This is a genomic window from uncultured Cetobacterium sp. (assembly GCF_947039425.1).
Taxonomy (GTDB): domain Bacteria; phylum Fusobacteriota; class Fusobacteriia; order Fusobacteriales; family Fusobacteriaceae; genus Cetobacterium_A.
In genome coordinates, this window is the sequence record NZ_CAMQYW010000030.1 from 1 (window position 1) to 12,853 (window position 12,853).

A 12,853-nucleotide genomic window follows, 5' to 3' on the forward strand; every position below is an offset into this window, starting at 1 on the left:
AGAGATTCCAAGTCCATTAAATCCACCATCTGGTTGTGCCTTTAGAACTAGATGTCCTATAAGTAAAGATATTTGTGCTAAAGAAACTCCTAAATTAATAAATTTACAAGATGATTATGCTTGTGCTTGCCATTTTGTAAAATAAAATTTAAAAAAACCTCGTATTATCGTCCTAATACGATGTTTTTTTGTTGGTTATATTTGACATTTTCCTACTTTTTAACTTGTTCCACTAAAATACCCATATATTACGAGATTTTTATTTTGTAAATACGAGAAAAATTTAATTTCATTTAAGCTTCAAATCTAAAGCTTTCATTTGTAGAAATTTACACTAGTAGGTCTTACCTAACCATTTATACGTGAATCTTTTCATTTACCCTTATATTTAAAATAAGAGAGTAGATTTAGACCATATAAAAAAAGAGTCGTAGTTTTAAGGAGATATTAAAGTTGATATTCTAAAGATTTGAAAGAATAGTTTTGGACAAGTGCTTAATAACACTTTTTTGTGATGAAAAAAATATAAATAGAATTTTAATTCATAGAAAAAAGAACTCAAATTTCTAGAATAGATTTTTGAGTTCTAATTAATTTTTTTGAGCTGATGGAGGTGGATACAAAGCCTTTAAGGATTGGGAACCACCGAATTAGAAGTCTAAATCGTAAGTTTTTTTTGTTATAAAGCTATAATTTTCTTTATTTACTTTGACAACACTCTGATTATCTTTGAAATAAGATAATTAAAAAATGAAAATATATTTTGAAATCGTTCGCCAATAGAATGGAAGTTTAATAGTCCTCCTTTGAGAAAAACAAGCATAATTATCATAGGGATAATAATAAATGCTAATCCAGCATATAATAAAATATTTGTTGAGAAGTTAGTATTTAATATTGCTTTGTCTGGAGTATTAGGATAAATTCTGAGTTCTACCTTTTGTCCAATGAAAAATGTAGATTTCCCATTAATATTTGTATTTATAGCATGCCCTATTTGATATGAATTTTCTTTATAAATATATTCAAATATAGGTGAATAATATATTCTTTTGTATGAATGTCCATTTGAAGTCCCTTTAGATATATTTTCTTTTATTTCAATAACTGTTCCCAAAATAATTTCATAAATACTTTTTTTATCTGAAAAATATTTTTTTATTAGAAATAGACCAATTAAAAAAAATATCAAAAAAAATAATTGAGGAATTAATACTGCTGCTAATGTTATAGGGATAACTGTTTTAAATAAAAATTTCATTTTTCCTCCATTTTAATAACATGTATAGATATAATCTATTAAAAAAATATAGATTATATATGAAATAATAACTATTAATACTCCTAAAAAAGGATTTAATCTTCTTTTTTTATTTTCAATTTTGTTTTTTATTTTTAAAAAATAAAGATAATTTCCTAATATTCCTAATGTTGTTGAGATTATCATTCCAAAAAAATATTGTGGGAGAGTTATATTAAAATACAATACTAAGATATCAATTAATATAAAAATTCCTAAAAAAATAAAATATTCTAAAATTAATCCTCTATATCCTAACCAAAATAACCCACCTAAAAATGCTCCTCCATTAAATTGATTTTTTTTATTCAAAAATGCTTGAAGATAGAAACTTTTCCCATTTCCAATAATTTCTTTAAATTTATCAACATTTAAAATAATATACTCTTTATCAACATCTTTTATAAAGGTTTTGTTACTCTCTTCATATGAAAAATATATATTAAAATTTTCTTTATCCATTTTTTTATTTTTTCTAAAAATAAGAAAAAATATAAGTACTCCTAAGCAGCTCAAAATTAATAAAACATATAAAAATATTATTCCTTCCATCATTCCTCCGATCTCGTATAATGAAGATTTATAAATCTTCATCTTGCTGTAGATTATTTTGTTCAACTAGAATATTTCATAATATCTATACTCTGTGTATATATTTATCTATTAAGATCTTATCTAAATGAATATCTAAGTTACTTAAAATTAAAAAAATTAAAATCATAGCCCTTAATTTTGTATCTTAATTTTTTATAGTAAAATAATAGATAAATATTTTTTGTTATTTCTCACTTCTATTTTGTAACATAAACATCCCAATTCCAATTGCTCCTAAGTCATAAATATGAGGGTTAATGGTAATAAAATATGTTATTATACTTAATAAAAATATATATTTCTCCTTAATTATGTTTAGATTTAATGGCATCAATGCCATCCTTAAGTATTTTATCTTTAATTAATCTATCATTTTTTAAAATTCCATTAATATATACTTTTTCTTCTATTAACTCTCCTATGTTATTAAATTTTCTAGTAACTGCATCTAATTTGTCATTGTTTGCATTTATTTCAATTTTCAATTGTTCATTTTCATAAAATTCTTTATAAATTCCATTTATTCTACCATTTTCAAAATTTCCTTCATATTTTAGTTTTCCATTCTTATAAAATTCTTTAACTAACCCTTCTATTTCCCCATTTTTAAAATTTATTTCTGATATTAATTTCCCATCAGGATTGTATTCTCTTTCAAATCCATTTTTTTTTCCATTTTTATAAATTTGGTCTTTTTTTAAGTTTCCATTTTCATAAAAATCTCGACTAATACCATCCAGTTTATTATTTACATAATTACTTTCAATTCTTAATTGTCCATTCTTATAAAATTCTTTAAATAACCCTTCCATTTTTTCATTTTTAAAATTTGTTTCTGATATTAATTTTCCATCAGAATTATATTCTCTTTCAAATCCGTTTCTTTTTCCATACACATAATTTGTTTCACTTGATAAGTTATTGTCTAAATAAAAATTTTTAATAATACCAGTATATGGCTTATCCCCTCCCACTTCATATATTTTTTCATTAACATTATTTGAATTTTCATCATATTCATATTCTATGCTTATATATTTTGTCAGAAGCATTTCATTATCTTCAACTATAAATTCTTTAATCAAATGTGAAGCTCCAGCTCTTGTTTGATTATGGGAACGTATATATTTATTTTTAAAATCAAACTCTAACGAAGTTCCTGTAAACGAACTGAGATAGAATTTGTTAATTTCTTTATCTCGTAGAATGTATAGACTTGATGTATTAGGACCTGCATAATAACTTTCAAATACTGAAAAATCTTCAATTCCATCAAAATTATAATCCCCTATCTCAAGTCCATGTAAGCCAATAAACTTAGCATCTAACTTTATTCGTTGCAAAAGGAATTTATTTTTTTTACTATAAATATTAATTCCTATAACTTTACTATCCTCTTTTTTTTTCTTTTTTAATACAAATTTAAAAAATTCATTTTTAGTACTAGCAGGAGCTAAAACTTCTAAATTTTCAAATTGATTTGTATCATAAGAATCAAATTTTAATTCCTTACTTAGTTTTATTTTAAATTTATTTTTTGAATTTTCCCATTCCCCGATTATTTTTGATTTTTTAATATTAAAATTTTTAAATGTCATTTTTTCTTTTTCATTTTTTAAAATAAGTATACCATTTTTTAATTTGGCATCAAAAGAAATTGGGATTCCGTATTTATTATAAGAATATACTCCTATTCCACTAACATCATTATTAATTCCGTCATTGTTTATTTCTAAATATACTTCTATTTTATTTCCATTAATTTCTCCAGAATATATATCGTATGAATATATTCCTAAAAATTTCAGAAAAAATATTAATAAGCTCATCAAAAATAATTTTTTATTCATTTTAAGTTTCTCCATTTCTAATATGTATTAAGATCTTCTAAAGGCTTTATTAAGAAATTAAAATTTAATATTCAAATAATAATTTTTTATTCAAAATATATTTTAAATATAATGATATTTTTATCATTATATTATATAATGTATTTTTTGATATAAATATAATGCTTTTTTTTATAACTCATAATAGTACACTATTATGAGTTGTTTATTTAAATCATATTTAGTTGACAATCTAGACTTGAGATATAAATCAAACTTTTAAATTATAGATTAGGATAATAGCTAGATTTACTAATTTCAATTTTACTTTTGATTTATATCTTCAAAAAGAAGATCCTCATAATTTTCTTTATTATAAATTTTTAATTTATTATTTTTTAAGTTTTCATTATTCTTGATTATATTTCCATTCTTATCATAATTTGTTAAACTTATATCTTTCCAAATCATATTTTCAAAAATTCTTTTGCTAATTGATTTTATTTTTTTATCTTTATAATTATAATATCTAGTTCTTATAGATTTATTATTTCCATTATATGTATCAACATATATAATATTGTTATCATGATAATGTTTAAATTCTCCAGTCATTATATTATTAATTATCATTCCTATTGTTTTTTCTTTTAATTTATTATGTGCATATCCTATATATTGTCCATTTCTAATATTATTTTTATCATAATTTATTGTTTCTATTATTAACCCATTTTGATATGTGTCTTCTCTATAACTTCCATTATTATTATACACTTTAACTTTCTGATAAATATTATCAATAGGTTGATATTCCTTTTTTATTTTTCCAGAGTTGTATTCAAAAATTATATTTTCATTTTTATTATATCCTGTGAATTTTTTAGGTATTTCTACTAGAGTTTCAATAGTAAACGGTTCGAATTTAATTAAATCATCTAATTTATCTATATCAAAACCTTCAACATATTTCCCACTATATTGGCACATATATTTTTCACCTGTATATATTCCTAATTTATAAAATCCCAAATATTTATTTAGTTTTTTATCTTTATCAAATATATATTGAGTTGAATTTCCATTTAAAACTCCATTAATATAATTCTTAATAAAAAATTCTTCTGAATATATAACTTTTTCATAATTTTCTCCATTTCTTTCCATTTTATCATTGAAAGAATTGAGTTTATCTAAAATCCCATCTGCATAAATTAATTCTTTTAATATATTTTTATTTTCTCCATAAATTATATCTTTCTTTTTTAATCCACTCATATTTGAATCCATTGAATAAAATCGCTCTCTTATTAATTTTCCGTTTTTATATTCACTTAATACCATTTCCCAATTTGCTTTCTTTAGTATCCCACCAGTAAAATTTGAAGGACTTTCAGTATTATATAATATTTTTTCAGGATATTTGTTATTTGGAATTTCTAATTTTATAAAATCAGGAACACCGTTTATATAATTTATATTATATGGATTTTGATATTCTGATATACTATTTTTCCCAACTATAGTTCCATCTACAAATTCTATTTCTCTGTTATTTAAATTAGAGATTCCATTTAAAATATTATTTTTATATTTATAAATAAATGACTTGTCTCCTGATAATTTGAAAATTTCTCCATCTAACAATCCATTTTTATTAAAATTTTCTTCTAATAATAATTGTAAATTATTGTTAATTCTTTTTTTAGAAGTTATTATTCCTTTTATATATTTTGTATAGTCTGTATTCCCCCATGATGTTGATGTCGTATATCCAGATACTAATTTATCTGTTAAAATTGAATATGCCTTATTATTTTTTATATAAATATCATTTTCTAATTTAATTAAATTAATATTTGTTTCCTTATAATGATATGTGGTTCCCGCAATAATTATACCTATTATAATTATTAATAATTTTTTCATTTTTTCTCCTTTTTGAATACAAATTTTGATATATTATAACTTTAATTTAAAGATATAATATTCTGAAACTTTATAATATTTAATTTCAAAAAAAAAGGAAAAGATACAATCTATTCCTTTATTTGATCCATTATTAAAACATACTGTGAAATTAGTAGTTATATTCTTTCGATAATACTATTTTTTTTTATAATTTGCAATAAATAATTATTTAATACAAATATATCTATATTTTATCAATGGTTTAAATAGCAAAATTATGATTAATTGCATATGATCAAAACTTTTACTTGTTGAAGAGTTTATTAAAATAAAGTGCACTATTGTGAGATATTTATGAAATATAGAACTTTAATTATAAATTATATTGATTTATAGTATCTTTTAAACTTTTTAAACTTCTATTATATTTTTTTGCATGATATTCTAAATTATTTTTATTAATTTTCAACTCTTCAAGTTCTTCTTGCCAATATTGTTTTGAATATCTATTGCTTTTTAAGTAGCAAGCAATCATAGCTCTATACCTATCATTTAATTGAGCTCTAGAGACATTTAAATGGTTAGCTAACCATTTCCTTTTATTTAAATCAGGATAATATTTTAATATTAATTTTAAATTCGTTTCAGAATAAGAATAAAAGCATTCATTTATTTCTGGTTTTTCTATCATTCTATTATTAAATAAATTTATATAATATTTTCCATTTAAAACATTATTTATTATAATTCTATTTAAATTTATATCAATAATTAGTTTATTGTTACAAATGAAAATATTAGTTGCTTTTTTTAATAATTCTATAATTTTATTGTTATCAATACTTTCCATAATTAAAAACTCCTATTTTTAAATTAAAAAATTTAATATATTTTGAAGATTAAAAAGGTACTAAGGAAATCTTTAATATGTGATATCCATTCTTTATTATTTATTTTGATATTCTGTGATAGTTTTTACAAGAATATTCCAATTTATTTTATTCTTTTTAAGAGAATTAGTCATAATAATATGATTTTTTTGAAATCTAAACATATCATTTGAAAAATAATTAGAATTTTGTAAAAATGAAAAATTTAATTTTTTATAAATATATTCAAATTTATTTATAGATACTCTTAATGAAATATTATGTTTATCTGCTATTTCACATATTTTTCTTAAAACTTCTTCTAAAAATTTATCTATTTCAGGGTTAATTTGAATTTTTTTTATATAGATTATTTTTATATTTTTTGTTGTTTTCAATTGATAATCAGGCTTAATAGAAATATAAGTTTTCTTTATTTTTATTTTTTTTAAATCTTTTAAAAATTCTAAGAAATAATTTGGAAAAAAACTATCACAATAATCAATAACTATTAATTTATTTTCCATAGTTTCTCCTCATATAATGAAGATATATTAATCTTCATCAATTTATTTGTTTTTACTATAGTGCTGTGGATTGTTACTTCCCAGGAATATCTTAATATACTAGCTCCAGTTAAATTACTAACCTAGAATTAGAACCTACTTTTAGTTCAGACCACAGGTACTTCAGTTCTGCTTATCTTAGATGCATAATCATGCAAGCTGTGCTCTTAGTTACAATTAATAATATATCTAAGAAGCTACTCAGAGTAATTTTTCATTAATATAAATTTTATTCCGCGGAAGTAAAAATTTCAAGGATTTTATTTCTCAAAAGTCATCTCCTAAAAACACGCCCATATTTTTTTAAAAAATATTTAAGAAAATAAAATTATATACTTGACTTCATATAGTTAGTCTTAATAAAACTAGGTTAGTTAGTTTCCTCTGATGTATCGTCTATTTCTTTTTCATCATTTTTAATATTTTCATCATTTATTTCTTGTTTTAAAATAAGTTTTTTATTTTCACTTTTATTATTTTTTAATTTTAATAAAAGTTCTTCTGCTGAAAGAGTATCAATATTTTCTGATGATTTTTTTTCATTTTCATTTATTTCTATATTTTCTTCTTCTGTTTTTTCAATTTGATTTTCTTTATTTAAATCGAGAGCGGTTTTATCATTATCTATTCCATAAACTAAACCAGATATACATAAAACTCCAATTATCATTGTTTTTGATAGTATTTTTTTCATTTTTTTCTCCCTTTATAATTTTTTTATTCAACTTCCGGAGTTGAGATAGGTTCATTTTTAATTTCTTTACCTTGTTCTTCGATTTTATTTTTTTCTACTTCATTTTTCTCAAATTGTGAATCTTCAGATTTAATACCTTCTGAATTTAAGCTATTCATTGAAGCGATTTCACTCTCTTGTTTTTCTAATTGACTATTTTTAGTTAAAATTGTATCTTCAGTATGCCCACATGCAAGTAATGACACTCCAAGCAATCCAATTGTAATAACTTTTAAAATATTTGTTTTCATAATTACCTCCTTTAATTCCTTTGGTAAAATAATTATAGTTTATTAATTTCGTGTTTATATCTTCATATTTAAATAAAATACTCGAATAGTGCATTTTTTTGAAAAGTAAAATAAAAATGAATCTCTCTTTTTAAAATTTGTAAAATTACTAAACAAAACTATAACTAAAGGAGATATCCGACCATGATTGCAAAGCATTCTAAAGAAATAATCAACTATTTATCTAAATTTTTCAAAACCTCAAACTGGTGTTAATGATAGACAACTGAAAATGCCAAAAAAATAACAAAAAGCTCTTGCCATTTACAATTAAATATAAAAAGGCAAGATTTTTTTAAAAATCTTGCCTTTTCTATATTATTATTTTGATAAATGAATTAGTTACTTTTTATAAAATCAAAGAAATCTTTTTCTTTTAGAGGCCTGCTGAATAGATATCCTTGTCCATAATTAATATCAATTTTCTTTAAAAAATCTAGTTGTTTTTTTGTTTCTATTCCTTCAGATACAATTTTTAATTTTAATTTTTTTACTAAAGTAGCTAAATTTGAGTAGACTATTTTTGCTTTTTCTTCATTAGTTTCAAGAGAATCTAATAATGATTTGTCAAACTTAATTATATCTATTGGTAAAATAGGTAAAAGCTTAGCTGTTGAATGCCCTGCTGTAAAATCATCTAAAGATATTTGAATAGAAAAATCAATTAATTTACTAAGTTTTAATAAAATATTTTTAATATCTTCAACTAAAATAGTTTCTGTAATCTCTATTTCAATGTATTTCCCAGAGACACCTTCTCTTTCTAATATTTTTGTTATAGTATCTATAAGATCATCTCTTAAAAATGTTTTAACAGATAAGTTAAAAGAGATCCTAAATCCATCATTAATCATTTTTAAATTAATAAGTTTTTTTATATATTTAATAGATTCTGCAGCTATTTTATAATCTATTTTATGAATTAAATTAAAATTTTCTGCAATAGGAATAAGTTCATCCGGATAGATATCTTTAAGTTCCTCAGAATAACATCTAGCAAGAGCTTCAGCTCCTATTATAGCTCCAGAAGATATTTTGATTTTAGGTTGATAAACTGCATATAGCTCCTTTAAATCATTTTCTAATAATTCTAATATTTTTAATTCTCTTTCTTTCTTTTTTATAAATAAATCATCTGCTAAAACAACGGAAATATCTTTGTTTTTTTTAGCTTCTAATAAAGCCATATCTGCGTACCTAAAAGAAGTATGAATATTATCTTTTATTTCTTTTTTATATAAACCGGTACTAAATGTTACATTATATTTTGCGAATAAGATAGATTCTATCTCTATTTTATTTAGTTTTAGTTTGATACTACTATAGTTTTCTAAAAACAGACCATAAAACTCATCTCCAGAAATTCTAAAAATATAACTATCATCAAATTTCAATTTTAAAAACCTAGATAATTCTACAATTATTAAATCACCAAAATTATGACCATATTTATCATTTATTTCTTTAAAGTTATCAATATCAATAACAAATGAATATCCATAGATAATGTTGTTTTTTTGTTCACAAAAATTATTAAAAACACTTCTATTTGGCAGTTTACTTAGTGGATCTCTTAGTAATTCTTTTTTATGTTTTGATTCCATGATTAGTATAATAATAATAATTAAAAGTGTTACAAATAAAAATAGGGATAAAATTATTAATGAATTTTTTATCATTTTATTATTATTGTTCTTTATTAATTGTAAGTTATTTCTTTCAAAAGTAGATTTTTCAATTATAGAATTACTGTCAATTAAATAATATAAAGCTTTATTAAAAATATTTTTTAAAAGTATATTATTTTTATTAAAAGAAAAATTAACAGGAGCCTTTTCAAATAGAGTAACATTATACTTTGAGGGATCAAAGTCATTTTTTATTATCAATATATTATCGACTTTTCTTGAATTAAGAGCATCTATTAAATCAGGATATGTATTATATATTTTTATATCTTTACTTATATCGTATTTTTGAACAAGTACTTTTTCGATACTATTGCTTAGAACTCCAATTGTTTTATTTTTATTTTTATTTTTTAGATGCACTAAATAAACACCAATATCATAAAATTTATTAGAAAATATCTTTTTTTTATCTTTTTCTAATGTTTTAGAAGAAATGGTGATATCAGAATTATTAGTAGTAGTAGTTACATCTTGTATTTTAATATTTAGTAATTCTTCTAATAGATTTAATATATTTGGTGCAATGCCTTTATATATATTTACATTTTTGTCGTAATATAATACTAAAGAATTTGTATTATTTCTATAAGAAATATTTAATTTTTTTAAAGAAGATAAATATTTTTTTTCGGTTATTGTTAAGGAAGAATAAAAATTATTTAATATCAATTTTTTATTAGATTTTTTAAGTTTTTCAGCAATTATATATCTATATCTTTCATCTAAAGCCTTATTTAAAATTGGAACTAAATCAGAATACTTTTGATTAATGGCTATTGCTACTCCTGAAGTATATCCAATTCTAATTCTATTTATAGGAGCGTACATAGCAGGATTTGGAGTTAGAATTAATTTGTTTTTATAGTCATTAATATTTATAACCTCTATTAAATTAGCTTTTAAATCATTTCTGTTTAATAACGATTCTAAAAACATATTATAAATAGAACCTTTTAGATAATAAATATTTTTATTATTCAATTCACTTAATGAATGTATCTTATTTTTCGTTGAAACAACATATAGTTGGTTATTAAAAATAGTTTGAGTAAAGTCGATATGATTTTCTTTTGAGTTTTCTCTATTAATAAGGGCAGTTCCTAAATAATTTAGTTTTTTTAAATTATTTTCTTCTTTATAAAAATTGAGATTCTCATAAGTTATATTTAGGTTTAAATAATCACTTAGTAGATGTTTAATCAAATCGTTGATGCTTTGGTTATCAACAATTTTTTTGCTATAAAATTCTTCATTTAATAGCCCAAATGATAATTGTTCTTTTTTTAAGGTATCCAAGAATTCTTTTTCTTTAATATTTTTAGCAATATATATATCTGCAAATGTTATGTTAAATATTAGTAGTAGTAATAGTCCAAATATTTTTATCATTTTCCCTCCTATATATGAATATTATTTTATGAAAACTTTATTAGTATGACATATTAAAGAGGTATAGTCAATAATTAACTAATGAATGATAGTGTCAAGAATTTGTAGATAAATTTTTTTCAAAAATTTTTAGTACACATTTTTACTGGAATCTCTCAACCCTTTCATCATACAAAAAACTGAATTTACTTGTTCTATATTAAAACTGGTATATTTTCGACTGTTACACTTGCCGTTTACATTATAGAGCTTTGATTATAAATCGTATTGTTTTATAGCGTTTTTTAAGTTTTTTAAACTTCTATTATATTTTTTTGCATGATATTCTAAGTTGTTTTTATTTATTTTTAATTCTTCAAGTTCTTCTTGCCAATATTTCCTTGAATATCTATTGCTTTTTAAGTGACAAATAACCATACTTTTGTATCTATCATTTAATTGAGCTCTAGAGATATTTAAATTATTAGCTAGCCATTTTCTTTTGTTTAGATCAGGATAATATTTTAATATTAATTTTGAATTTTTTTCAGAATAAAAACATTCATTTATTTCTGGTTTTTCTATCATTCTATTATTAAATAAATTTATATAATATTTTCCATTTAAAACATTATTTATTATAATTCTATTTAAATTTATATCAATAATTAGTTTATTGTTACAAATGAAAATATTAGTTGCTTTTTTTAATAATTCTATAATTTTATTGTTATCAATACTTTCCATAATTAAAAACTCCTCTTTTTAAATTAAATAAATTTCAATGCCTTTTAAATATGAAAAAGGTACTAAGGAAATCTTTAGTACCTTTTTACTATATATGATATCCATTTTTTATTATTTATTTTGATACTCTGCATAGTTTTTACAAGAATATTCCAATTTATTTTATTCTTTTAAGTGAAATGGATTATTATTTTCCTTTATGGCTAGTTCAACTAGATTATTTAATCAAGGCTATAACCACAGCTTTATACTAATTTGTTAATTTAGTTAGATAACACTTAAATTGTTTCCTCTGATGTATCATCTATTTCTTTTTCATCATTTTTAATATTTTCATCATTGATTTCTTGATTTAAAATAAGTTTTTCATTTTCACTTTTATTATTTTTTAATTTTAATAAAATTTCTTCTTCTGAAGGAGTATCAATATTTTCTTCTTCTGTTTTTTCATTTTCATTTATTTCTATTTTTTCAATTTGATTTTCTTTATTTAAATCGAGAGCGGTTTTATCGTTATCTATTCCATAAACTAAACCAGATATGCATAAAATTCCAATTACCATTGTTTTTGATAGTATTCTTTTCATTTTTTCTCCCTTTATAATTTTTTTATTCAACTTCTGGAGTTGAGATAGGTTCGTTTTTAATTTCTTTACCTTGTTCTTCGATTTTGTTTTTTTCTACTTCATTTTTTTCAAATTGTGTATCTTCAGAATTAATACCTTCTGAATTTAAACTATTCATTGAATGAACTTCACTCTCTTGTTTTTCTAATTGATTATTTTTAGTTAAAATTGTATCTTCAGTATGTCCACATGCAAGTAATGATACTCCAAGCAATCCAATTGTAATAACTTTTAAAATATTTGTTTTCATAATTATCTCCTTTAATTCCTTTGGTAAAATAATTATAGTTTTTTAATTTCGTGTTTATATCTTTATATTTAAATAAAAT

The 12,853-nt window shown here is 21.2% G+C and carries 13 protein-coding genes; 1 reads left to right on the top strand and 12 read right to left on the bottom strand.

Translation table 11 applies throughout. The annotated features are described in order from the left end of the window. Positions 1-4 precede the first annotated feature (4 nt). Positions 5-145, top strand: a complete 141-nt coding sequence (locus Q0V09_RS03360; protein ID WP_297487170.1) for an oligopeptide/dipeptide ABC transporter ATP-binding protein — start codon at positions 5-7, stop codon at positions 143-145. Positions 146-703: 558 nt separating this feature from the next. Here Q0V09_RS03360 and Q0V09_RS03365 read toward each other — a convergent pair. The 12 genes from Q0V09_RS03365 to Q0V09_RS03420 form a co-directional block, all read right to left on the bottom strand. Then, positions 704-1,261 carry a DUF3592 domain-containing protein gene (locus tag Q0V09_RS03365; RefSeq protein ID WP_297487147.1) on the bottom strand — a complete coding sequence of 186 codons (558 nt, stop codon included), beginning with the start codon at positions 1,259-1,261 and terminating at the stop codon, positions 704-706. Positions 1,262-1,273: 12 nt separating this feature from the next. Then, entirely contained in the window at positions 1,274-1,852 is a 579-nt protein-coding gene (locus tag Q0V09_RS03370) for a DUF2628 domain-containing protein (protein ID WP_297406518.1), read from the bottom strand. A 347-nt stretch (positions 1,853-2,199) separates the two neighbouring features. After that, a complete protein-coding gene (locus tag Q0V09_RS03375) occupies positions 2,200-3,744 on the bottom strand; it encodes a toxin-antitoxin system YwqK family antitoxin (RefSeq protein ID WP_297406520.1) in 1,545 nt (514 codons plus the stop codon). Positions 3,745-4,047: 303 nt separating this feature from the next. Further along, the gene (locus Q0V09_RS03380; RefSeq protein WP_297406521.1) at positions 4,048-5,652 is read right to left on the bottom strand and encodes a hypothetical protein; all 1,605 of its coding nucleotides are present in this window, start codon (positions 5,650-5,652) and stop codon (positions 4,048-4,050) included. A gap of 355 nt (positions 5,653-6,007) precedes the next feature. After that, positions 6,008-6,484 carry a hypothetical protein gene (locus Q0V09_RS03385; protein WP_297406523.1) on the bottom strand — a complete coding sequence of 159 codons (477 nt, stop codon included), beginning with the start codon at positions 6,482-6,484 and terminating at the stop codon, positions 6,008-6,010. Between the two features lie 96 nt (positions 6,485-6,580). Next, a complete protein-coding gene (locus Q0V09_RS03390) occupies positions 6,581-7,030 on the bottom strand; it encodes a hypothetical protein (RefSeq protein ID WP_297487150.1) in 450 nt (149 codons plus the stop codon). A gap of 409 nt (positions 7,031-7,439) precedes the next feature. After that, positions 7,440-7,763, bottom strand: coding sequence for a hypothetical protein (locus Q0V09_RS03395; protein WP_297487153.1), 324 nt, complete (start codon positions 7,761-7,763; stop codon positions 7,440-7,442). A 23-nt stretch (positions 7,764-7,786) separates the two neighbouring features. After that, a complete protein-coding gene (locus Q0V09_RS03400) occupies positions 7,787-8,053 on the bottom strand; it encodes a hypothetical protein (protein WP_297487156.1) in 267 nt (88 codons plus the stop codon). Between the two features lie 377 nt (positions 8,054-8,430). Continuing rightward, positions 8,431-11,172 (bottom strand): EAL domain-containing protein, encoded by a 2,742-nt coding sequence (locus Q0V09_RS03405; RefSeq protein ID WP_297487159.1) that lies wholly within the window; start codon positions 11,170-11,172, stop codon positions 8,431-8,433. Positions 11,173-11,427: 255 nt separating this feature from the next. Beyond that, on the bottom strand, positions 11,428-11,898 hold the full coding sequence (locus Q0V09_RS03410) for a hypothetical protein (RefSeq protein WP_297487162.1): 471 nt from the start codon (positions 11,896-11,898) through the stop codon (positions 11,428-11,430). A gap of 278 nt (positions 11,899-12,176) precedes the next feature. Next, positions 12,177-12,485 (bottom strand): hypothetical protein, encoded by a 309-nt coding sequence (locus Q0V09_RS03415; RefSeq protein WP_297487165.1) that lies wholly within the window; start codon positions 12,483-12,485, stop codon positions 12,177-12,179. Between the two features lie 22 nt (positions 12,486-12,507). After that, a complete protein-coding gene (locus tag Q0V09_RS03420; protein ID WP_297487167.1) occupies positions 12,508-12,774 on the bottom strand; it encodes a hypothetical protein in 267 nt (88 codons plus the stop codon). Positions 12,775-12,853: the final 79 nt, after the last annotated feature.